At 63.3% G+C, this 21,831-nt stretch carries 20 protein-coding genes; 15 read left to right on the forward strand and 5 right to left on the reverse strand.

Going from position 1 to position 21,831, the window contains the following annotated elements; translation table 11 throughout:
* The first annotated feature begins 208 nt into the window (after nt 1–208).
* The 15 genes from FRC96_RS10695 to FRC96_RS10760 all read left to right on the forward strand — a co-directional run bounded on the left by FRC96_RS10695 (nt 209) and on the right by FRC96_RS10760 (nt 17,451).
* On the forward strand, nt 209–718 hold the full coding sequence (locus FRC96_RS10695) for a cytochrome c3 family protein (RefSeq protein WP_146974487.1): 510 nt from the start codon (nt 209–211) through the stop codon (nt 716–718).
* Between the two features lie 165 nt (nt 719–883).
* Nucleotides 884–4,165, forward strand: coding sequence for a 4Fe-4S dicluster domain-containing protein (locus tag FRC96_RS10700; protein ID WP_230470125.1), 3,282 nt, complete (start codon nt 884–886; stop codon nt 4,163–4,165).
* An 84-nt stretch (nt 4,166–4,249) separates the two neighbouring features.
* Entirely contained in the window at nt 4,250–5,689 is a 1,440-nt protein-coding gene (nrfD, locus tag FRC96_RS10705; RefSeq protein ID WP_146974489.1) for an NrfD/PsrC family molybdoenzyme membrane anchor subunit, read from the forward strand.
* Nucleotides 5,682–6,587 (forward strand): DUF3341 domain-containing protein, encoded by a 906-nt coding sequence (locus FRC96_RS10710; RefSeq protein WP_146974490.1) that lies wholly within the window; start codon nt 5,682–5,684, stop codon nt 6,585–6,587. Before nrfD ends, FRC96_RS10710 begins: the two co-directional genes overlap by 8 nt.
* Before the next feature lie 4 nt (nt 6,588–6,591).
* Nucleotides 6,592–7,224, forward strand: a complete 633-nt coding sequence (locus FRC96_RS10715; RefSeq protein ID WP_230470126.1) for a c-type cytochrome — start codon at nt 6,592–6,594, stop codon at nt 7,222–7,224.
* A gap of 70 nt (nt 7,225–7,294) precedes the next feature.
* On the forward strand, nt 7,295–8,557 hold the full coding sequence (locus FRC96_RS10720; protein WP_146974492.1) for a hypothetical protein: 1,263 nt from the start codon (nt 7,295–7,297) through the stop codon (nt 8,555–8,557).
* A gap of 59 nt (nt 8,558–8,616) precedes the next feature.
* Nucleotides 8,617–10,017 carry a cytochrome c gene (locus FRC96_RS10725; protein ID WP_146974493.1) on the forward strand — a complete coding sequence of 467 codons (1,401 nt, stop codon included), beginning with the start codon at nt 8,617–8,619 and terminating at the stop codon, nt 10,015–10,017.
* A 126-nt stretch (nt 10,018–10,143) separates the two neighbouring features.
* Nucleotides 10,144–11,745, forward strand: a complete 1,602-nt coding sequence (locus FRC96_RS10730; RefSeq protein ID WP_230470127.1) for a cytochrome c oxidase subunit II — start codon at nt 10,144–10,146, stop codon at nt 11,743–11,745.
* A gap of 104 nt (nt 11,746–11,849) precedes the next feature.
* Nucleotides 11,850–13,520 carry a cytochrome c oxidase subunit I gene (gene ctaD, locus FRC96_RS10735; protein ID WP_230470128.1) on the forward strand — a complete coding sequence of 557 codons (1,671 nt, stop codon included), beginning with the start codon at nt 11,850–11,852 and terminating at the stop codon, nt 13,518–13,520.
* Between the two features lie 90 nt (nt 13,521–13,610).
* Nucleotides 13,611–14,252 (forward strand): cytochrome c oxidase subunit 3, encoded by a 642-nt coding sequence (locus FRC96_RS10740; protein ID WP_146974496.1) that lies wholly within the window; start codon nt 13,611–13,613, stop codon nt 14,250–14,252.
* A 51-nt stretch (nt 14,253–14,303) separates the two neighbouring features.
* Nucleotides 14,304–14,642 (forward strand): cytochrome C oxidase subunit IV family protein, encoded by a 339-nt coding sequence (locus tag FRC96_RS10745; protein ID WP_146974497.1) that lies wholly within the window; start codon nt 14,304–14,306, stop codon nt 14,640–14,642.
* Between the two features lie 218 nt (nt 14,643–14,860).
* The gene (gene cyoE, locus FRC96_RS10750) at nt 14,861–15,874 is read left to right on the forward strand and encodes a heme o synthase (RefSeq protein WP_230470129.1); all 1,014 of its coding nucleotides are present in this window, start codon (nt 14,861–14,863) and stop codon (nt 15,872–15,874) included.
* A gap of 16 nt (nt 15,875–15,890) precedes the next feature.
* A complete protein-coding gene (locus FRC96_RS10755; protein ID WP_146974499.1) occupies nt 15,891–16,478 on the forward strand; it encodes a cytochrome c oxidase assembly protein in 588 nt (195 codons plus the stop codon).
* Nucleotides 16,478–16,648 carry a hypothetical protein gene (locus FRC96_RS22045; protein ID WP_230470130.1) on the forward strand — a complete coding sequence of 57 codons (171 nt, stop codon included), beginning with the start codon at nt 16,478–16,480 and terminating at the stop codon, nt 16,646–16,648. The genes FRC96_RS10755 and FRC96_RS22045 overlap by 1 nt, the downstream gene beginning before the upstream one ends.
* Entirely contained in the window at nt 16,648–17,451 is an 804-nt protein-coding gene (locus tag FRC96_RS10760) for an SURF1 family protein (protein ID WP_146974500.1), read from the forward strand. Before FRC96_RS22045 ends, FRC96_RS10760 begins: the two co-directional genes overlap by 1 nt.
* 57 nt (nt 17,452–17,508) lie before the next feature.
* Here FRC96_RS10760 and FRC96_RS10765 read toward each other — a convergent pair whose 3' ends face one another.
* From FRC96_RS10765 to FRC96_RS10785, 5 genes are all read right to left on the reverse strand, one after another.
* Nucleotides 17,509–18,975 carry a hypothetical protein gene (locus FRC96_RS10765; RefSeq protein ID WP_146974501.1) on the reverse strand — a complete coding sequence of 489 codons (1,467 nt, stop codon included), beginning with the start codon at nt 18,973–18,975 and terminating at the stop codon, nt 17,509–17,511.
* 209 nt (nt 18,976–19,184) lie between these two features.
* The gene (locus FRC96_RS10770) at nt 19,185–19,712 is read right to left on the reverse strand and encodes an adenine phosphoribosyltransferase (RefSeq protein ID WP_146974502.1); all 528 of its coding nucleotides are present in this window, start codon (nt 19,710–19,712) and stop codon (nt 19,185–19,187) included.
* Nucleotides 19,705–20,541, reverse strand: a complete 837-nt coding sequence (gene surE, locus FRC96_RS10775) for a 5'/3'-nucleotidase SurE (RefSeq protein WP_146974503.1) — start codon at nt 20,539–20,541, stop codon at nt 19,705–19,707. Before surE ends, FRC96_RS10770 begins: the two co-directional genes overlap by 8 nt.
* Nucleotides 20,542–20,572: 31 nt before the next feature.
* Complete coding sequence (locus FRC96_RS10780) at nt 20,573–21,196, reverse strand: hypothetical protein (protein ID WP_146974504.1); 624 nt, start codon at nt 21,194–21,196, stop codon at nt 20,573–20,575.
* 20 nt (nt 21,197–21,216) lie between these two features.
* Nucleotides 21,217–21,507: a hypothetical protein gene (locus tag FRC96_RS10785; protein WP_115604214.1), complete on the reverse strand. Its 291-nt coding sequence runs from the start codon at nt 21,505–21,507 to the stop codon at nt 21,217–21,219.
* Nucleotides 21,508–21,831 lie beyond the last annotated feature (324 nt).

The raw sequence follows: 21,831 nt of genomic DNA on the forward strand, positions 1-21,831 counted from the left end.
AACTTGCCCGACCTCGCCGAAACTCACTCTCGCCGCGAAAAATCAAGGCGAAACGCGATCTTAGGTGAGGACATAAACGTATTGACAAGCTCGCGCAGCGCGTGTGAATAAGGGCCTCGTTTTCGAAGGGCATTTTGCTCTTATTGAATCTGGCGCCCCGCGCCTGCTCGACGAAGTTATCCCATCGGTTCACGGAGTCGTTGGACGTATGAATGCTCGTTATCTGACCATCGCTGGCATCCTGGTGCTCGCCGCCGCGATCGGGTTCTCGGCCTGCTTTAATCCCCGGCAAGGCTACGCTCCCGAACAGCCCATCGCCTTTAGCCACCAGCTTCATGCAGGGATCAATGAGATCCCCTGTGGCTACTGTCACGTTAACCCCGGCGAAGGCCCCGTCTCGGGCGTCCCTTCGGTCAACACCTGCATGAACTGTCACTCGCAGGTCAAAACCGACAGCCCCGAGATCCAGAAGATCCATAAGAGCTGGCGTGAGGGCACCCCGATCAAGTGGGTGAAGGTGCACGACATGCCTGACCACGTGCAGTTCAGCCACACCCCGCACATCAACCGAGGCATCGACTGCTCGGAGTGCCACGGTGCGGTCAACCGCATGGACGTGGTCGAAGTGACCAACCCCTTCAACATGGGTTGGTGTGTGGACTGCCACCGGCAGCCCCAGCACAACGCCCCGATCGACTGCGTGACCTGTCACTACTGATCGTCAGGCTGCGCGGTGTCTGAGAACGACCCGCCGCGCAGGTTCGCGATCTCAGTTGAAGGCGCCCCCCCAAGCGTAAGCACGGCGCCGAGGAAGTTTTCACTCAACGTCAGGTCGGCCTGTGTCGCATAGACCACCGACCCGTCTGCCCCACGAATGGCCGCTATGAGTAAGCACCTCAAAGATCCCGATCTTCCCAAGCACTCGGAACCGCAACCGGGCGCCTCGGCGCTTCTGCGCGCCGACGCCCAGGGTGATGTCACGCTGAGCTTCTCCGACGGCTCTGAGCCTTTGAAGATGAACCGCCGTGACTTCCTGCGGGTGAGCAGCGTCGCTGCGGCCACCGCGGCGATGAGCAGCGCGGCGTGCCGTCGTCCCGTGCGCGAGATCGTCCCCTATGTCGATCGCCCCGAAGAGGTGCGCATCGGCATGTCCAACCACTACGCCAGCGTGTGCACCGCCTGCCCCTCGCAGTGCGGCATGCTGGTGAAGTCGCGCGCCGGTCGCCCGATCAAGCTCGAGGGCAACCCCCAGCACCCGGTCAGCCAGGGTGCGCTCTGCGCTCGCGGCCAGGCCTCCTATATCGACCTCTACGACCCGGACCGCCTGCGCGACGCGCAGCGCGTCAGCGGGGAGAGCGTCTCGGCGGTCAGCTGGGAAGACATCGACGCGCAGGTCGCGGCCAAGCTCAGCGAGATTCGCGGTGGCGGCGGACTGCGCATCCTCACCGGTGCGATGCACGGGCCGGCCACTGACGCGCTGATCGCCGAGGTGACCTCCAGCGTGCCCAACGCGCGCCACTACACCTATGAAGCGCTGGGCGACGACGCGATGCTCGCGGCCAACGAGGCGTCTTACGGCAGCGCACACATCCCGCACTACCGCTTCGATAAAGCCAGCCTCATCGTCACCTTCGGCAGCGACTTTTTGGGCACCTGGCTCTCCCCCTCGGAGTTCACCCGCCAGTTTGCCAGCCGTCGTAACCCCGACGGGGAGATGTCGCAGCTGATCGCGTTTGAGCCGACGCTCACCCTGACCGGAATCAACGCCGACCAGCGTGTGCGCGTTCGCCCCGACGCGATGGTCGATGTGGCGATGGCCGTGGCTCATCAGCTCTTCACCGCACACAACCCGCAGGGCGTGCCCGCCGGCGCGGTGCGCCAGGCGCTGAACGCCTTTGCTCCGGCTGCGGTTGTGGAGCGCCTCGGTGGTGATCTGAGCGTCGAGATCATTGAAAGCGTCGCGCAGAAGCTCTCGCAGACCGCCGGCAAGTCCATTGTTGTGGCGGGTGGCAACGCCAGCGCCACGAGCAACGGCGTGGCGCTCGAGAGCGCGGTCAATCTGATCAACGCCGCGCTTGGCAACGACGGGCAGACCATTGAGCGCGATCGCCCCAGCTACGGCGCCGCCGGTTTGGCCCAGCTTCAGGCCCTCATCGCCGAGATCGAAAGCGGCGATGTCGACATGCTCATCATCAGCGGCACCAACCCGGTCTACTCGGCCCCGGCCTCGCTCAATGTGGCTGAGGCGCTGGCCAAGGTGCCCCTCGTGGTCAGCACCTCGACGCACTTCGACGAGACGGCCCGCCAGGCGCACTACGTCGCCACCGGCTGCCACTCGCTGGAAGCCTGGGGTGACTCCAACCCCCGCGTCGGTGTGCACGCGATCCGCCAGCCGGCGATCCTGCCCCTCTACAACACGCGCTCCTTTGAAGACAGCCTGATGACCTGGTTCGGCACCGCCGAACTCAGCAGCACGCTGGCTGCCTTCATCCCGGCGCCGCCCCAGCCCGCCGGCAACCGCCCGGGCGCGGGTCAGACCTACGACACCGGCCCCTTCTACCGCTTCCTGCGCGACTTCTGGCAGCGCGAGGTCTATCCGAAGGCCGACTCCCTGGCGAGCTTCGATCAGTTCTGGCTCTCGACGATGCGCGAAGGCGTCTACCTGAGCAACGACGCTCAGAGCGCCCCCTCGCTTCGCGTGCGTCAGACCGTCGCCAACCTGCCCTCCGCGCCCACCGAGTTTGAGGCCGCTGGCGACCTGGGCAACAAGGTCATTCAGCTCTTCGCCTCGATCCCGCTCTACGACGGGCGCCAGGCCAACAACGGTCACCTCCAGGAGCTCCCCGACCCGGTCAGCAAGCACGTCTGGGGTTCCTACGCGATGGTCAGCTACAAGACCCTCAAGGGCGCCAAACTCGAAAACGGCCAGTACATCACAGTGCAGGTCGAGGGCGGCCCCGAGCTGAGCTTCCCGGTGATCATGGTCCCGGGCATGCACGATGACGTCATCGCCATCCCGCTCGGTTACGGTCGCACCGGCGCTGGCGATGTCGCCAACGGCGTGGGCGCCAACGCCTTCAAACTCTCGCAGAGCGGTGAGAACGGCGTGCTCTTCTCGGGCATCAAAGCCACGATCAAGAAGACCGAGAAGGTCGAGGTCCTCTCCACCGTGCAGCAGGGCAACGTCATCGATGTGGACTACCACCGCATCATGGCCACCGCCGAGCTCAAGGAGTACCGCGAGAAGCCCGACGCCGGCATCCACCACCCGGTGGCCACCAAGAACCTCTGGGAAGACCACGACTTCGGTAACCTCAAGTGGGGCATGTCCATCGACATGTCCAAGTGCACCGGCTGCTCGGCCTGCGTGATCGCCTGCCAGGAAGAGAACAACATCCCGGTCGTCGGCCGCCAGGGCATCCTGGAAGGTCGCGAGATGCACTGGATGCGCATCGACCGTTACTACCAGCTGCCCGAAGAAGCGGTGAAGATCCGCTCCTCGGTCACCGACGACCCGATGTACAGCTCCGAGCCCGAGGTCGCCTTCGGCGAGTACCTGGATAACCCGCGTGTCTTGATGCACCCGATGCTCTGCCAGCACTGTGACCGCGCTCCCTGTGAGACGGTCTGCCCGGTGCTTGCCACCATGCAGAGCAGCGACGGCCTCAACCAGATGAGCTACCAGCGCTGCGTGGGTACCCGCTATTGCTCCAACAACTGCCCCTACAAGGTGCGCCGCTACAACTGGTTCAACTACTCGGAGAACCGCGGAGATACCTTCTTTGCGCGCCTCTACCCCGAGCTCAAAGAGCACGGTCGCCTCAACCAGACCGAGCCGCTTCAGCTGGGACTGAACCCCGACGTCACCGTACGTACCCGCGGGGTCATGGAGAAGTGCACCTTCTGCGTCCAGCGCATCCGTCGTGGCAAGTGGGAGATCATGAAAGAGGGTCGCCGCTCCTTCCGCCAGGGCGAAGTCGTCACCGCTTGCCAGCAGGCTTGCCCGGCCGAAGCCATCGACTTTGGCAACGTCCTCGACGACTCCCACACCGTCTCGAAGATGCACAAGTCACCCCGGGCCACCTTCGCGCTCAGCGATATCAATACCCGGCCTGCGGTCGCTTATATGACCAGCATCTGGAACACCGACGAAGAGCTCGTCTAAGCACCCATTGTTGTCGGGGCGCCACGAACAAGGCGCCCCGGTCCCCCGATGTTTTGATCCACTGACGCTCCAAAGAGTTCCGGCATGAAACAGAGTGAACTACAGGGACGCCCCCGGGCAGCCGAAGCCGAAGGGCCTTTTGGCGGCCCGCTGGCCCGGCGAGAGCCCCTCGTCGCCGATAATAAGACCTGGGCGCAGGTCGATGATGACATCGCTCGCCATACCGAGGTGATGCCCACGGCCCGATGGTGGGCGGTGTTCGTCCCCTCGGTGTTGCTGATGCTTGTCTTCCTCAGCTCGCTGGGTGTGGCCATTGGTACCGGTATCGGTACCAGCGGCATCAGCCACCCGGTCGGCTGGGGGGTGTTCATCATCAACTTCGTCTTCTGGATTGGTATTGGACACGCCGGGACGCTGATCTCGGCCATCCTCTTCCTCTTCCGCCAGAACTGGCGTACGGCCATTAACCGCTCGGCCGAGGCGATGACGATCTTCGCCGTTATGGTCGCCGGTCTCTTCCCGCTTTTGCACACCGGCCGCCCCTGGTTTGCCTACTGGCTCTTCCCGCTCCCCAACGGGCGCGGGCCGCTGTGGGTCAACTTCAACTCGCCGCTGCTGTGGGACGTCTTCGCCGTCTCCACCTACGCGACGATCTCGCTGGTCTTCTGGTACGTGGGCCTGGTGCCTGACCTGGCGACCATCCGCGACCGTGCGAAGCACCCGCTGCGCAAGAAGATCTACGGCATCTTGAGCCTGGGCTGGACCGGTGGAAACCGCTCCTGGCGCCACTACGAGGCCGCCTACCTGATGCTGGCCGGTCTGGCCACGCCGCTGGTCCTCTCGGTGCACACGATCGTGTCCTTCGACTTCGCGGTCTCCGTGATTCCGGGCTGGCACACCACGATCTTCCCGCCCTACTTCGTGGCCGGCGCCATCTTCAGTGGCTTCGCGATGGTGCTCACGCTCACGATCATCATGCGCCACGTCTTCGACTTGAAGAGCTACATCACGATCAACCACCTGGAAGCCATGGCCAAGGTCGTGCTGCTCACCAGCGGTGTGGTCGGCATCGCGTACCTGACCGAGTTCATCATCGCGTACTACTCGGCGGTGCCTGCGGAGCGCTTCCACTTCGCCAACCGTATGTTTGGCCCCTACGCCTGGTCGGCCTTCATCATGTACGGCTGCAACATGGTGGTCCCGCAGCTCCTGTGGTTCAAGAAGCTGCGCCGCTCCATCCCGGTGCTCTTCGTCCTCTCGCTCTTTGTGAACCTGGGCATGTGGTTTGAGCGCTTCGTCATCGTTGTCACCGCGCTCCACCGCGACTTCGTGCCCAGCTCCTGGGGCATGTACAACTTCAAGGCGATGGACTGGCTGCTGACCATCGGGTCGTTCGGGATGTTCTTCACCCTCTTCCTGCTCTTCGCCCGCGTGCTGCCCACCATCACCATGTTCGAAGTTAAGGCTGTGATGTCGCCTGAAGAAGCTTCGCGCAAGAACCGTAAGGAGGTCGTCGGTGGCTAAGGACAAAGAGACCAAAGAGACGCTGGAAGAGACCAGCGAAGAGACCGCCGCTGAGACCTCCGCAGAAGAAACGGAGACCAGCGCGACCGACGCAGAGAACACCGCTGTGAACGACGCCGAAACCACCAAAGCCGAAGAAGGCGCCGAGGAAAGCGAGGCTTCCGAAGAAGCCGCCGCTACCGAAGAGAGCGACGCATCCGACGATGCAGCCGCTCAAGAGGCCGCTGCTTCTGAAGAGAGCGATGGCGAAGACGCCGAGGCCAGCTCGGATGACAACCCCGACGACGAGGTCGAGGAGTCTCACGAGAGCCTCACCGTCGCCGGCAACGGCGCCAGCGACGCGGTGGTTCCCCCGGCTGCGGGCGACGTCACCAACGGAGAAGGTATGAAAGGCATCGCCGCCTACTTCGATCTTCCCGACGATCTGATGCTGGCCGCCGCGCACACCCGCGACTCCAAGTACGACGCCTTTGAAGCCTACTCGCCCTTCCCCATTCACGGGATGGACGACGCGATGGGCCTGGGCCGCTCCTGGATTCCCTGGGTGACCTTCGGCGCCGGCTCGGCGGGTTTTCTTACCGCCAACGCCATCCAGTTCTTCATGATGACCTTTGACTGGCCGATGATCGTCGGCGGCAAGCCCTACGCGCCCTGGCCCTCCTTTGTGCCGATCATGTTTGAGCTCACCGTGCTCTTCGCCGGTGTCACCACCGCACTGGTGATGCTCATCGCGGCGGGTTGCTTCCGCAAGCCCTTCATCATCGACCCGGAGATCACCAAAGATCGCTTTGTGCTGTGGATCTCCGCCGACGACGACGCTTTTGATGCCGAAGAGGTCCGAGGCTTCCTCGAGACGCTCAACCCGGTTGAAATTCGAACCATCACGAAAGGCGCTTAATCTCATGAGCATTCCAAGCACGCTAAAAACTCGCGTCGCTGTGACCGCGCTGGCCCTCCTGGGCGCCTCGTTCGTGGGCTGCATCTATGAGGTAGGGATCCCGGCCGACGGCAGCAAACAGATGGGTGAGCTGAACCCGATTGAGGGCATGCACAACCAGTCGAGCTACAAAGACCAGGAGGCACAGCCGGTCTTCCGCGCCGACCAGGTTCCCGGCATGCGCACCCCGCCCCCGGCCACCGTGCCGGTCGACGGTCAGCTTCGCCCCGATCAGCCCAGCCCCGACGCCAGCGCGCAGCTGGTCAACCCGGTGCCGGTCAACGCCCAGAGCCTGGAGTACGGCCGCTTCCTCTACCGCACCAACTGCGCGGTGTGTCACGGCAGCGAAGGCGCCGCCGACGGCACGATCGTCGTCTCCGGAGCCTACGGCGCGCCGCCGAGCCTGCTGACCGACAAGCTGCGCGGCTACGAGGACGGACGCATCTACCACGTGGTCACCTACGGCCAGGGCGCGATGTGGGCCTACAAGAACAACCTCACCGATATGGAACGCTGGGCCGTGGTCAACTACGTGCGTGCCCTGCAACGGGCCGACTTCCCCGAGCCCATCGACCTGGATCGGATGCGCGACCAGTAACCCCATTTGACTCACGGACGCGCACAGCGCTCTTTGAACGACCGTTGAATTAGCATAGAGGCAAACTCCAATGGCTCACTCATCTCACCACCACGACATCGCGCCGCCTAAGCGCTTCGAGCTCCCCGGGGGCTTCCAGACAGCCGGACTCGCGCTCTTTGTGCTGGGCCTTGTGGTCTTTGTGGTCGGTCTCCTTATGGGAGAGTACAACGCGGTGCGCGCCTGGCGCGGCTACATCATCGGGTTCTGGTTTACCTTAAGCCTGGGACTCTCCGGCCCCTTCTTCATCGCCACGCAGTACCTGGCCAAGGCCGGTTGGAGTGTCGCGATTCGCCGCGTGCCCGAGGCCTTCGGCGCGTTCCTGCTGCCGGTGATCATCTTCGGCGCCATCGCGCTGCTCGGCGCCGAGACGCTCTTTAAGTGGCTACCGGCTGACCCGGCTGAGAACCACTACATCGACGCGGTTGTCGCCGCCAAAAGCGGCTTCCTCAACTTCACCGGCATCGCGCTGACCACCATCGCCTCGACCCTGGCCTGGTTTGGTTTCTTCACCTGGATGCGTCGCAACAGCCTCAAGCAGGATGAAGTCGGCGGCTACAAGCTCACCCACACCAACATCTGGGTCAGCGCCGGCTTCCTGCTGGTCTTCGTCATCGGCTTCTCGTTCATGAGCTGGTACTGGATCATGTCGTTCAACGCGCACTGGTACTCCACGATGTTCTCGGTCTACGCGTTCGCCGGCCTCTTCCAGTCGGGCCTGAGCGTGATGGTGCTGATCATCCTCTACCTCAAGCGCCGCGGCTACTTCGGTGACACCGTGGGCACCCAGCACATCCACGACATGGGCAAGCTGGTCTTCGCCTTCACGGTCTTCTACGCCTACATCGGGTTCAGCCAGTTCCTGCTCATCTGGTACGCAAACATCCCCGAGGCCGCCGAGTGGTACGTCCACCGTACGACCAACGGCTGGGGCTTCTTCCTCTTCATCCTGCCCTTCATCAAGTTCATCATCCCCTTCCTTCTTCTGCTCCCCCAGGAGCACAAGAAGAACAAGAACAACATCCTGCAGTACGTGTGCGGGTGGCTGATCCTCACCCAGCTCTACGAAGTGTGGCTCTGGGTGGCGCCCTACCCCTCCATCAAAGGTAGCTACTCGCCGCTGTGGCCGGTCTTTGAGCTTCCGATCGCCCTGGGCTTTGTCGGCCTCTTCATCGTGGTCGTCGGTCGCTCACTGGCCAAGCACAACCTGGTGCCGCTCAAAGATCCCTTCCTGGCTGAGAGCATCCCGCACTCCCACGATCACCTCATCTACCCCAACGGCAAGCCGGAGTAAGTCTTAGCTTATCCGAACGCTCTTGAGGTTCTGGCATCCACGCTCTTCGCAGTGACGTCATGAAAAACGCTACGCTTAAAAATGGTCTTAAAATCGCGCTGGTCACCGGCGGCATGGTCGCCCTGATCCCGACTGTCTACGGGCAGGGAATCGGGCTGCAGACCCTTGACCGCATGCTGGTGCCGACCCCCCAGAAGATCGAACGCGGGGAGAAGGTCTTCGCCGAACAGTGTGCCACCTGCCACGGCGATCAAGGCCGGGGCGGGGCCGAGCTCGCCGAGCGCAACGGCGCCCAGGGCTTTGTCGGCACCGAGGTGGAGCGCTCCGGTCTGGAGTCGATCTACAGCGTCGTCGCCCACGGCTACGCCACCGAGAACTTCGAGCACACGCCCTTCAACAACCTGTTCTTTCAGGATCAGTGGGCCGTCTCGCACTACGTGCACAGCCTGATCGACAACCCCAACCCGGTGCCGACGGAGCTCTCCGAGCGCATCCGTCGTGAAGCCGAGTTCGGCGTGTGCGACCCCGAGATTCGCGTGGGCATCGCCGATCTGGTGGAGCCCTCGGGGGATGAGCAGCTTGCTAAGGGCGAAGAGGTTTTCGCGCAGCAGTGCGCCTCCTGCCACGGTGCCCAGGGTAAAGGTGACGGCCCTGCCGGCGGCGCGCTCAACCCGCCGCCGCGTAACTTCGAGGCCCCGCCCGCCGACTGGACCAATGGCACCAGCGCCCTGGCGATCTACAACACCCTCTTTGCGGGCATCTCCGGCACCTCGATGCCCGCCTACGGCCACCTCCCGGAAGAAGAGCTCTGGGCGCTCACCCACTATGTGCGTGAGTCCTTTATCCCCGAGCAGAACCAGGAACCGGCCACCGATGAGCAGGTCAACGACGTCTGCCGCTCGCTGAGCGCCCCCCCGCGTCCCGACGCCATCCCGGTGAACGACGCGATGCGCTTCCTGGCCGCCGACGCCGCTGAGAACCGCCTGATTCGTCTCGGCCAGTACGGCGACCCGGTGCTCGCCGCCGACGCCAACGCCGCCGACGGTCAGCAGGTTTACGGTCAGATGTGCGCCAGCTGCCACGGCAGTCAGGGCGCCGGCGCTCGCAACGTGGGCCCTTACGGCGCCTTCCCGCCCTTCCTTTACATCAACGTCGGGCGTCTGGTTCCGGCCTCGGTCGGCGGCACCTACCAGGACGTCGCCGCGCGCACCATCGGCGGTGTTCACGCGACCCTTCCCAACATGACTCCGGCAGCGTCGCTCTCGGAGAAAAACTGGAAGGACCTGCAGGCCTATGTCGCTGGATTCGAAGGCGAAGGTAGCGAGCGCGTCACCACCGAACAGCCCGTCGACGAGACCACCGCGCCTGCGGATACCACCGGCGAGATCCCCGCCGACGGTCAGGCAGAGCCCGGTGCGGTCACGACCCCTGAAGTGGAAGATCCGGCCACCGAGCCTTAAAACCTGATTTAATCGCCGCCTTCGGGCGGCGAGCTCATTGACTTCACGCTCTGCGTTATGAACGCTTCAACCTCCAGTCAACCGTCGCAGATGCTGGGCCTCGCGCCTTCGACGAACGGCAACCTTATGAGTAAAAAAACCATGAGCGGCTATTTTAACCCTCGCCACCTCAAGCGCGCCGCGCTGCTCCTCGCGCTCACTCTCGCGCTGCTGATCCCGGCGACTGCGTTCGCTGTCCCCGGCTCCGGGGAGTTCATCGCCCACTACACCGAGAACGGTCGCGAGATGACCGGGCTCTACAACATGGTCGCCAAGATCTGTCTGGCGGTACTGATCATTGTAGAGGTAGTGCTGTTCGCGGCGATTATTAAGTTCCGCCGCCGTAGCGATGACGAGCGTCCGCTGCAGAATCACGGCAACCTGGTCCTGGAGATTGGCTGGACCTCCGCCGCCGCCCTCGCGCAGATCTGGATCGGTGTGGCCACCATCAACGTCATGTTCGCTACCGAAGTCATCCCCGACGACATCGACATGACCGTCGAAGCCGTGGCCTACCAGTGGGACTGGCAGTTTGTGTATCCCGACCACGGTGGCCTGGTGCACGGCGACCTGGTGGTGCCTGCGAACACCAACATCAAACTTGAGGTGACCTCGCGCGACGTCATCCACTCCATCTTCGTTCCCGACCTGGGGATTAAGATGGACGCCGTCCCCGGTCGCTTTAACTACTGGTGGTTCCGCGCCGATGGCCCGGTCAACCAGGTTCGCGTCGATGAGTTCGCCACGGTCGAGCGCCCCGAGCGTGAGTACGTCACCACGCGCCCTGACTTCATGCAGACCCGCGACGACGCTACCAACAAGACCATCTCCGGCCTTGAGCAGCGCGTCACCTACCTGGGTCGCTCGCGCACCGTCGAAGAGGTCTCGCCCTACGCCAACTACAGCGCCATTGAGTACCAGGGCACCTGCACCGAGCTCTGCGGTCTTGGCCACTGGGACATGTACTTCCGTGCAGTGGTGATGACCCCGTCGAGCTTCCGCCAGTGGGTCTTTGATATGCAGAACGCCGTCACCGAAGCCAACGGCCCCGACGTCTTTGCCGCGCGCTGCGCCACCTGCCACGGTGAGAGTGGTCAGGGCCAGGGCGAGCAGTTCCCCAGCCTGGTGGGCGCCGCCCGCGTGGTCGAAGAGGGCCAGAAGGACTCCCACATCCAGCTTGTGCTCCAGGGCCAGGGTGTGATGCCGGCCTTCGGACAGATCCTCAACGACGCCGAAGTCACCGCCGTCGTCAACCACGAGCGCCTCAGCTGGGGTAACGCCGGTGGCGAGGTGACCGACGAAGATGTCGCGCGGGTTCGCGAGTCGTTGGGCCTTCCGCCCTTCCCGGCCGGTGGTGTGGAGCCGACTCCGACCCCCGACCTGATTGCCGCTGGCGAACGCATCTACGAGAGCTGTGTGAGCTGTCACGGACGCGACGGTCAGGGTCCGGATTACATCCCCTCGCTGGTCAACAACAGCAAAGTTAACGGCGATGTTGCCGCTCTGGCGGAGCTTCTTATCAAGGGTGCTGACAGCGACCAGTGGCCTGGCGAGAAGAGCCCGGTTGCCCGTTCCATGACCGACTTCCAGCTGGCCTCCTTGCTCACCTACCTGCGCGGCTCCTTCGGCAACGAGAGCGACCCGGTGCAGCCCGGCGACATCGAGCGCATCCGGCGCGACATCAACTGAGACGATCGAGATTGGCGCGCTCCAACGCGTGCTATCAGTAGACTTACACTTGGGGGAGCCTCGGGCTCCCCATGCAGGCACATAAAGCGGCGAGGCATCGCATCATGGAAATCAAGGCCAAAGGTTACCTGTCTCCTCTCACCGAAGAGGCCAAGACCTCCCTGTGGGTCTATCTCAAGGAATGGGCGTGCACGACGGACGCCAAACGTATCGGGATCATGTATCTGCTCTTCGCCACGTTTATGGCGATCTGGGGCGGCATCTTGTCGGTCATCATCCGTTTGGAACTGGCACAGCACGGCCCGGACCTGATCATGGACGCGTCGTTCTACAACGCGCTGCCCGGGATGCACGCCACGGCGATGATTTTCTTCTTCATCATCCCCGCGTTCACCGGGGTGGCCAACTTCGTGGTGCCCATTCAAATCGGCGCCCCGGATATGGCCTTTCCCAAGCTCAACAACGCAGCATTCTGGATCCTACCCCCGGCAGCCATCCTGACCTTCGCGGGCTTCTTTATGAACAGCCTTCCGGAGTTCGGTTGGACGGCCTATCCGCCGCTCTCCAACTCGGTCTACTCCCCCATCTGGGGCGCGGACTTCTGGGTCATTGGCCTGATTCTGGTCGGTGTGAGTTCGACCCTGGGCGCGGTGAACTTCCTTGCGACCGTCTTTAATATGCGATGCAAGGGTATGAAGTTGTTCCAGCTTCCGCTCTTCACCTGGGCGATGACGGTCACCAGCTTTTTGATTCTGGCAGCCACTCCCGTGCTTACAAGCGCGCTGCTGATGTTGACCTTTGAGCGCATGTTCCCCGGCGTCTTCTACTTCTTTAACCCCGCTGGCGGCGGCGACCCGATCCTCTACCAGCACCTCTTCTGGTTCTACTCCCACCCCGCTGTCTACATCATGATTCTGCCCGGCTTCGGCATGGTCAGCGAGGTCATTCAGGTCTTCAGCCGTAAGCACATCTTCGGCTACGTGCTTATGGTGTGGTCGATGATTGCCATCGCCGTGCTCGGCTTTCTGGTCTGGGCCCACCACATGTTCGCAACGGGTATCGCGCTTGAGATTCGCGTAGGCTTTATGTTCCTCACCATGCTGATCGCGGTGCCCACGGGCATCAAGATTTTCAGCTGGCTCGCCACGATGTGGGGAGGCTCGATCAAGTTCGACACACCGATGCTCTTCGCGACCGCTTTCCTTGGGATGTTTACCATCGGTGGCCTCTCCGGGGTTGTTGTGGCTGCGGTCCCGGTTGATATTCAGCTTCACGACACCTACTACGTCGTCGCCCACATCCACTACGTGCTCGTCGCCGGCTCGCTGATGACCGCCTTCGCCGGTGTGTACTTCTGGTTCCCCAAGTTCACCGGCCGCTTCTACAATGAGCTGCTCGGCAAGGTGCACTTCTGGCTGACGGCTATTTTCATCAACGTGACCTTCTTCATCCAACACTGGTTGGGGATGAAGGGCATGCCACGCCGCTACTACGACTACGACCCGTCGTTTGAGCTCGCCAACCTGATCTCCTCGGTGGGTTCGGTGGTGCTCTTCCTGGCGCAGTTCATCTTCATTGCCAACATGATCTGGAGCTGGCGCAACGGGAAAGTGGCCGAAGACAACGCCTGGAAGGACGGGTTTACCCTGGAGTGGCAGATCACCTCGCCGCCCGACCACCACAACTTCCACCACGAGCCTTACTGGAAGCCGCTGATTCGCCAGCACGTCGGCCCGGACCAGCCCGGCGGGCTGTGGCATCGCTACGACGACTGATCTTCGCAGGGGGTGGCGCCGCATCACCACGCGGCGCCTCTCACCTCGGTCTCACCTGATACGAGCTATTGACTTTAAGAGGTCCTTGAAATGGCATCACAAAACGCCTCCCTTGCGGCTGACTCCATGATCGGTGAAGAGTCGTTGGGTGTTACCAACGGCAAGCTGGGCATGTGGGCATTTCTGGTCATGGACGCCATGACCTTTGCCGGCCTTTTGGCCGGTTACGCCCGCCTGCGCTGGACTCCGGGCAGTGACTGGCCGCTTCCCATCGAAGCGTTCGGCTTCACCGGCATTCAGCTCACCGCGCTCAACACCTTCATCCTGATTTGCTCCAGCGTCTCCATGGTCCACGTGCTCGCCGAGCAGATGCGTGGCAACATGGAGCGCGCCAAGAAGTGGATGCTCTTCACGATTTTCGGCGGGCTCGTCTTCCTGGGCATCCAGGGCTTTGAGTGGACGCACCTGATCATGGATATGTGGCCCTACCTCTTCGATGAGGGCTACGAGGCCGCCTACAGCGTGAACTTCGCGGCGACCTTCTTCATCCTGACCGGCTTCCACGGCATGCACGTCTCGGTCGGCGTGATCTACAATGTGATCATCTACCTGGGTCTGCGCAGCGGAAAGATCACCAAAGACGACACCTCGGTCGTCGAGATCGCCGGACTTTACTGGCACTTCGTTGACCTGGTGTGGATTCTGGTCTTCACCTTCGTCTACCTGATTTAAAGGTGCCCCGGCGCCTTGTGATACGAATCAACGCTTTCACAGGACTTTGACATGGCTTCTCACGACGCAACGAGTGATCCCAACGAGGGCTGGGGCTGGGGCTTTGACTTCCTCTACAGCCAGTACATGTGGGTCTGGCTGGCGCTGCTCATCCTGACGCTGGTGGAGGTGGTGATCCCCGAGCCGGAGATCATCGGGCTGAGCTTCCAGTTCTCGCGCCCCTTTGTGGTGATCTCGCTTATCAGCCTGGCGCTGGTAAAGACCTGGATGGTCGCCTGGTACTACATGCACCTGATCGCCGAGCGCCCCTCGATCATTTTGATCGCCTGCGCACCCTTTCTCTTCTCGCTCTTCCTGACCATCGGCATCTTCCCGTGGAACGGAGGCTGAGTCGCCGACACGGCGTCACGGCATAGCGACCCTGTAGCATCTGACACCTCGCCGCCCGTCTTCCGGGCCGCGAGGTGTTTGTTTTGTGAGGGCAGGTCGCGACAATTTGCCCTCTTGGCTTGAAAGTGTCTGCCGCTCATGATTAGTTTGCGGCGCTCCGGGCTCCGGCAAGAGAGCCCTGGTCCCTCCCGCACCACCCCCCATTGATGAGTCTGGCGATGCAAGGCCTCCAACGTTTTCTTTTTCTGGCGCGTGAGTTTGCGCAGCTGACCAAGCCGGGCATCCTTCGCCTGCTGGTGATCACGCAGTTTTGCACGATGCTGGTGGCCGCCGGTGGCGTCCCCGATCTGTGGACCGCGATCTGGGCCACGGTGGGCACCGTCTTGATCTGCGGCAGCGCCAACACCATCAACATGGTGTGGGACCAGGACATCGACGGGCTGATGGGTCGCACCGCGCACCGCCCGCTGGTGGTGGGGAGCATCAAACCCGCGCATGCGCTGATCTTCTCGGGCGTTCTGGGGTTGAGCGCGGTGATGATTCTGACCTTTCTGGTCAACCCGCTCGCTGCGCTGATGGGCATCGCCGGACACGCCTATTACGCTGTGATCTACACGATGTGGCTCAAGCGCAGCACGCCCCAGAACATCGTGATTGGCGGGGCTGCCGGCGCCTTCCCGGCGCTTATTGGCTGGGCCGCGGTGACCGGTGAGTTGAGCCTGACGGCCTGGCTGATCTTCGCGATTGTCTTCTTCTGGACGCCACCCCACTTCTGGGCGCTGGCGCTCTATAAAGATGTCGAATACGGCAAGGCCAACGTGCCGATGATGCCGAATGTGCGGGGCCATCACACCACCAAGCTGCAGATGCTCATCTACATGCTGCTGCTCCTGGGGACCTCGCTGGCGCTGAGCCTTACCGGCGATGTCGGGCTCATCTACCTGGTCGCCGCGGTGATCCTCGGCGCGGGCTTTACCTACTGCTGCATTCGCGCGGCGTTTGACGCCACGGACTACTGGGCCAGGCGCACCTTCGCGTTCTCGATCATCTACCTGGGGCTGCTCTTCGCGGCGATGTCCTTCGACAGCCTTCAGACCCACTACTTCACCGAGCGTCACTACCTGGCGGCGATCGAGCGCGACGCCGATCGCATGCGCGCCGAGCAGGACATCGATGAGATTCGACGTCTGCATAACGCCGCCTCCGCCCCGGTGCTGACCTCCACCCCCTGAGCCCGGAGTACCTCGTATGGCGAGCTCACCGCATAACGCTGCCACCGCGGAGATGGCCGAACGAAACGCCAGACTCGGCAAGTGGTTTATCGGCGTCATCGTCGGGATGTTCCTTCTCGGTTTTGCATCCATTCCCCTCTACCGCTGGGTCTGTGCCCAGACCGACCCGGGTGGTTCGGCCTACTTCAACGGCGAAGCCGACTCGTATGAAGGCGTCGTCGTCGATGAGAGTCGTCAGATCCGCGTGCGCTTTGCCACCAACGTCGAACGCCAACTTCCCTGGTCCTTCGACGTCGCCGAGAAGCACGTCACGGTCCATCCGGGTGAGAAGCGTCTGGTGAGCTTTACGGCGCTCAACGAGGCCCCCTTCCCTATCAAGGGAAAAGCCGTCTACGACATCAACCCTCCCGAGGCGGCGCCCTACTTTAAGAAGATCGAGTGCTTCTGCTTTGTCGAGCAGACCATCGATGGCGAGTCGAAGTACGAGATGCCGCTCTATTTCTGGTTCGACCCGGAGCTCCCTGAGCATGTCACCGAGGTGACGCTGGCGTACACCTTCTTCAGCGCAGACAGCTCGATGACCCGCGCGAGCCGAGAGTACTGATGAGCGATGAGCAATCCGTAGAAGCCTCCGACGCCCCCCTTCCTGAGAAGGGCGCGTTTCAGGTCGACGAAGCGATGCGTCGCCGCAACCGCCTCACCGCGATCATCATCACGGTGCTCGTCCTGACCATGATCCTCGTGGGCACCCGCCATCAACTCTTCGGACCCTGATGTCATCGCGTCGATTTAAAGCCCCGGGGGTCGTCGCCACGCTCTTTGCCCTGCTGGGGCTGGCGCTGCTGCTGTGGCTGGGGACCTGGCAGAGCATCCGATATCAAGAGAAGTCAGCCGCGGAGTCGCAGCGCGACGCGCTGGCCGACGCCGAGCCGCATCACATCACCTCGCTCGACGCGCTTAACAGTGGCGAGCTGGACTTCCACCCGGTGACGCTGCGTGGTGCGTTTGCGACGGAGCCGGCCTTTCTCATTAAACATCGCGTGTTCAAGGGAAAGCCTGGCTATTGGCTTGTCAGCCCGCTGATCCTGGAGAGTGGCGAGTCGGTGCTCGTGAACCGTGGCTGGGTGCCCTATGAGGATGGAGAGGGCAAAGCGGCGGCGCTCATCGACCGCACCGATGGGGAGGAGACGCTTCACGGGCTGGTTCATTACCTGGACTACGTCGTGGCCGACGACGCGACGCGCGAGGCGGTGAAGCGCGGCGAACACGACCCCTCCCTGATCCTCTGGGACTCCTATGACACCGAGGGCATGCACCAAGCTGTTGAAGGTCCGACGCCTTCACGAGCCGTCATTGTGACGCTCTCCGAGGAGCACTCCGGATCGCCCTACCCCATCGCCAGCTACGCGCACATCACCGAGCCTTACCTGACCGCCGAGAAGCATTTTGGTTACGCGTTGACCTGGTACAGCCTGGCGGTGGCTCTGATCGCGATCTACATCGCCGCCGGATTCGGAGCGCTTAAAGCGAGCCCGATGGCGCCTCGCGAAGACGGCCAGCTTAGAGACCACTCCTGATCGTATCGGCAAGGCCTCGCGGCTTCGGCGTGTGGCGCCTGGTGACGCTGCGGCCTGCTAGAAGCGACCTTCCCAGCTCAGGGTGGCCCCCCTCTCGGAGAGGCTGACGTCGAAGCGTGGCTCAGCAGGCCGCATGGTCGGCGTCTCACGAGCGCCTGCCCTCTCAAGGATTAGCGCTCCGAAGACTGCGGCCCCGACCCCCAGCGTGATGCTCGCGCCCAACCGGTGCAGGTTCGTCGCGCGGGCCTGCCTCTGCCGCGCCTCTTCGCCAGTAAAGCTCATCGCCTGGGTCCCCTCACAGCTCATCCAGGAGTCGCCACCGGTCTGCGCGGAGCAATTGTAACGATGCTGCTGCACCAGGGCGTAGCCCAGCCAGGCGCCGCCGGCGACCATCAGCGTGGTGGGAGCCGCCCAGACCACCGCGCTTCGAGAGGGAGGCTGCGGCAACACCGCAATCGGCGACGGTCGACCTGGCTCCCCGGCCTTCTCATAGAGTCGTGGAAGCACCGCCCCCAGCGCGCGATGGGCAGCGGCCGGGTCGTTGAGATCAAGAAGCTCGGCGTGATTCTCATCGCCAACCCGGCTGCTCCAGAGGCAGGCCTGCCCATCTTTGATGGACATTGTGGCCTCACAGTACTCCCCGGGCCCCATGATCACGATCTCGTCCACGCCGAGCGTTGTCGCCATGGAGCGCACCTCGTCGCCGTCGACCATGCGACCGGCGACGATCGAGGGCCAGTAGCCCGCGAGGTTATCTCCCGGTGTGATCCCGCCAATGCTCCACGCGGCCTCATCGTTGCGGCTTGCTCCATCGCACATCGAGGTCAGCATGTAGCGTTGCCCGGGTTTGACACGCACGCGACCCACATGCACCTCCTGGCCGAAGATGGCGATGGGGCAGTCCCATCCGTCCTGCCGGTGCACCGTGAGCGTCGCGCCGTAGTCCGCGAGCTTCTGGCGTGCCTCTTGCCAGAGCTCAGCGATCTCCGGAGGCCAGCGCCGCCCCAGAATCGATCGCGCCACGAAGAGCGTGGTGAGGCGATCCACGAGCGCTCCGGCGCGCGCCTCCTCCCCCAGATCCAGCAGAGCCCGCACCAGGTAGAGCGACGCGTCGTGCACCGCGATCGCCGCCGGCGGGTCTGCGCCCCACTCCTCCGGCGCATCGAGCAGCTGCTGGACCGGGCCGTCGAGAAGCGCCAGCACCGCGGCCACATCCTCAAAGAAGTAGGCCCGCTCCGCGTCCTTAGCCCAGGTCATGAGCTCCTGCTGACGTTGGGGCGGCATCGGTGCCAGCCCCGCGCTCGCTTCGACCACCTCGACCGAGGTCCAGGTGTTCAGCAGCTCAGCCGCGGCCCGCGCCGTCGCGACGTCTTCGTCGTACGAATACACCGGCAGGACCGCGACCTTTGCGGGCCGCTCCAGAGCCGGCTCCCAGGGCAGCGGTTGAGCGCCCGCCAGGCTCACCAGAAGTTGCATCACCACCATCACGCCTGCCCCGACTTCCCACTTCACATCGGCTCGCATTGCTCCTCCCGACCACAGATCGACCTTCACCGCCCGACCACCGGGCGTTCATCCTCTCTGTTATCGAAGGCGCGGGGCGACTTTTGCATCTGGATACATTTCTTTACAACGCCAACAGAACGCCGCGCAGAAAAAGCCCGCCCTGCGAGCGCAGGGCGGGCCCAGACCATCCCCGGGTGCGATGCGTGCCCGGGCCTGGTGAACGTCGTTCAGAAGACGGTCAACGCGTGGTAGGGCACGCCGTGCAGCCGTTTCGAGCCCTCCAGAAAGCCCAGCTCCACCAGGAAGGCGCACTCCACCACCACCGCGCCGAGCTCCTGAACCAGGGCGACGGTGGCCCCACAGGTGCCTCCGGTGGCCAGCAGGTCATCGACCACGACCACGCGCTGGCCAGGCTTCAGCGCGTCGGTGTGCATCTCGACCCGGTCGGTGCCGTACTCCAGGGTGTAGTCCACGCCAATACGGTTGTAGGGGAGCTTTCCGGGCTTGCGAACCAGGGTCAGACCCACACCCAGCGCGTGAGCCAGCGCCGCGCCGAAGATAAAGCCGCGGCTCTCAATGCCGACGACCGCGCTGATGTTCTGAGAGGCGTAGCGTTCGCGCCAGGCCTCAATGATCTCGCGGAAGAGCATCCCGTCGGCGAGCACCGGGGTGATGTCTTTAAAGATGATCCCCTCTTTGGGGAAGTCGGGCACATCGCGCAGGGTGCTGCGAACTTTGCTGACGAGATCAGACATCGCTATCTCCGGGGGCGCCTTGTGAGCGGGGCTCGGCGTGAGGTTGGAGCGCGTCCCACTGACGCAGCTCATTAAGAAATCGGTAGTGGGTCAGATCGAGGTCGACCGGGCTCAAGCTGATATGCCCCTCGGCCACCGCGTTGCAATCGCTGCCGGGCATATCATCAAAGCCCAGCTCGGAGCCACCCAACCAGTAATAGGGCAGGTGACGGGGATCTTCTTTGGCGACGACCTGGCGACCGTAGTTGCGTCGGCCCAGCTTGCTCACGCGGACGCCGGAGCTCGCGCTGAGCGCGGGGGGAAAGTTCACGTTGAGAAAGGAAGCCCGGGGCAAGCCCTCTTTCAGCGCGTCGGCGGCGATGCGCTGGACCCAGCTGGCGAGCAGCGCAGCATCCATCGCACCGCGGCCGGCCTGACTGAACGCGATCGAGGGCACATCGGAGAGCGTCGCCTCAATGGCCGCGGCCACCGTGCCGCTGTAGAGGACATCATCGCCGAGGTTGGCCCCGTGGTTGATGCCGCTGACGCACAGGGCCGGTCGGCGGGGCAAGGCGTGGTTTAAGGCGATGTAGACGCAGTCGGTGGGCGTGCCGCTGACGGCGAACTGCTGTGGGGCACGCTCCCGGATGCGCAGGGGCTGGCGCAGGCTGATCGCCCCGCTGACCGCGCTCTGCTCGGTGGCCGGGGCCACCACCCAGACCTCACCCAGCGCACGCATCGCGTCAGCGAGGATCGCGATGCCCGGAGCATCAATGCCGTCATCGTTGGAGACGAGGATCAGGGGGCGCGTCACAGGCTTCCTTTCGAGGTGGGGTGGCCGCACTACCATGCCCTGGCATACTCTGCGGCCCTAAGGGGGCTCAGCCGCCCTGCCCCAGGGAAACTTTCATCAGGTAGAGCGCCTCGCGTGCGGCGTTGGCCACAAGCTGACTCTCCACCGGCTCGTCATCGACGGGCTTGATGGCTTTGTCGGGGCCGACCTCGAAGGAGTCCTTGAGGCTCAGGCCCACCAGCTGATCGAGAAACGCCGGGCGAGTCAGCTCCCGGGAGCCCCGGTAATCGAAGAGGCGCACGCGGCTCACTCGCCCGCGCGCGTCCACACCGATGCCCACCTCGATGCGCACGACATTGCCCTCGAGAAGTCGAGATTCCACGCGCGGATCGATGAAAAGCGCCACCCCGAGGAAGCGTCGTTTTCCCGACGACTCATCGACGGCGATGTAGAACTCCGGGTTGCGATCTTCGGGGTAGAGCTCAAAACCGAGCTCTGCCTCGATCTGCGCGACCTCGGCGTCGGTGTAGCTGTCGCGTCGGCGCAGAAAGTCGGTGGCGTCGGGGAAGATCTCCTGGAGGTAACCCCGGGTGATCTCCCAGCTTCCGAAGGTCGCAAGGTGCGCCTCGGCCGGCGGAGGCTCAGCGAGCAGCAACGCGCCACCAAGCACCACACCGGCGGCCAGACGCATCATCGTCGAGAGGTGTCCCATCACATCAACCCGGGCCTGATTCAGCCCTCGTTATCGGTGTTCTTTTTTTGAGCGCGCTTGAGCGAGTCCACCTGCCGGTTGAGGCGGTCGAGCTCGCGTTTCATCGTGCGCAGATCGTCGCGGGTGGCCAGGTTGAAGCGCTTGGCGAACTCGTCGCGCTTCTCGTCCAGGCCGTTTTTAATCTCGAAGGAGGCGCGAAAGGCCTTGCTGACGCCCTTTTGCACCTTTTCGTTGTTCATGATCTTTTGCGCCGTGGGGCTCTGAAGCGCCTTGAGCGCGTTGTTGACGAGATCGTCTTTCCAGCTGGCCATGGTCTCGCTCCTGGGAGGTGATCGGGTACCCGAAAGTCTGCCGCGCCGGGCGGCGTATTCGGCGCTGAACATTGCCCTGAGCCCCCCAAAAGTCAAGGCGGCGAGGCGCGAGTTCGCGGTCCCCCCGCACGTGCCGGCACACCCTGCGAGGCGCACGAGCGCGGGTTTTGTATGGCGAGCGCCGCGGGGCTCGTTGCAGTCAACACATACTATCCCCTTGATGATTTCAAGGCCGGCCCCGACTCCGGACGGAACGCCCGGCATGCCCCCCGACTTTCGATGCGAACGCGAGACGTCCATCCGACGAGTTCCACCCTGGGGCTG

The organism is Lujinxingia vulgaris (assembly GCF_007997005.1).
Taxonomy (GTDB): Bacteria; Myxococcota_A; Bradymonadia; order Bradymonadales; family Bradymonadaceae; genus Lujinxingia.

Excerpts from the sequence above, each read along its gene's own strand:
- FRC96_RS22045 (WP_230470130.1), top strand. The coding sequence starts at position 16,478 with ATGAGCGATGAGCAATCCGTAGAAGCCTCCGACGCCCCCCTTCCTGAG.
- FRC96_RS10720 (WP_146974492.1), top strand. The coding sequence starts at position 7,295 with ATGGCTCACTCATCTCACCACCACGACATCGCGCCGCCTAAGCGCTTC.
- FRC96_RS10715 (WP_230470126.1), top strand. The coding sequence starts at position 6,592 with ATGAGCATTCCAAGCACGCTAAAAACTCGCGTCGCTGTGACCGCGCTG.
- FRC96_RS10760 (WP_146974500.1), top strand. The coding sequence starts at position 16,648 with ATGTCATCGCGTCGATTTAAAGCCCCGGGGGTCGTCGCCACGCTCTTT.
- FRC96_RS10695 (WP_146974487.1), top strand. The coding sequence starts at position 209 with ATGAATGCTCGTTATCTGACCATCGCTGGCATCCTGGTGCTCGCCGCC.
- nrfD (WP_146974489.1), top strand. The coding sequence starts at position 4,250 with ATGAAACAGAGTGAACTACAGGGACGCCCCCGGGCAGCCGAAGCCGAA.
- FRC96_RS10780 (WP_146974504.1), bottom strand. The coding sequence starts at position 21,196 with ATGGGACACCTCTCGACGATGATGCGTCTGGCCGCCGGTGTGGTGCTT.
- FRC96_RS10755 (WP_146974499.1), top strand. The coding sequence starts at position 15,891 with ATGGCGAGCTCACCGCATAACGCTGCCACCGCGGAGATGGCCGAACGA.
- ctaD (WP_230470128.1), top strand. The coding sequence starts at position 11,850 with ATGGAAATCAAGGCCAAAGGTTACCTGTCTCCTCTCACCGAAGAGGCC.
- FRC96_RS10785 (WP_115604214.1), bottom strand. The coding sequence starts at position 21,507 with ATGGCCAGCTGGAAAGACGATCTCGTCAACAACGCGCTCAAGGCGCTT.
- FRC96_RS10770 (WP_146974502.1), bottom strand. The coding sequence starts at position 19,712 with ATGTCTGATCTCGTCAGCAAAGTTCGCAGCACCCTGCGCGATGTGCCC.
- surE (WP_146974503.1), bottom strand. The coding sequence starts at position 20,541 with ATGGTAGTGCGGCCACCCCACCTCGAAAGGAAGCCTGTGACGCGCCCC.
- FRC96_RS10765 (WP_146974501.1), bottom strand. The coding sequence starts at position 18,975 with ATGCGAGCCGATGTGAAGTGGGAAGTCGGGGCAGGCGTGATGGTGGTG.
- FRC96_RS10725 (WP_146974493.1), top strand. The coding sequence starts at position 8,617 with ATGAAAAACGCTACGCTTAAAAATGGTCTTAAAATCGCGCTGGTCACC.
- FRC96_RS10730 (WP_230470127.1), top strand. The coding sequence starts at position 10,144 with ATGAGTAAAAAAACCATGAGCGGCTATTTTAACCCTCGCCACCTCAAG.
- FRC96_RS10740 (WP_146974496.1), top strand. The coding sequence starts at position 13,611 with ATGGCATCACAAAACGCCTCCCTTGCGGCTGACTCCATGATCGGTGAA.
- FRC96_RS10745 (WP_146974497.1), top strand. The coding sequence starts at position 14,304 with ATGGCTTCTCACGACGCAACGAGTGATCCCAACGAGGGCTGGGGCTGG.
- FRC96_RS10700 (WP_230470125.1), top strand. The coding sequence starts at position 884 with ATGAGTAAGCACCTCAAAGATCCCGATCTTCCCAAGCACTCGGAACCG.
- cyoE (WP_230470129.1), top strand. The coding sequence starts at position 14,861 with ATGCAAGGCCTCCAACGTTTTCTTTTTCTGGCGCGTGAGTTTGCGCAG.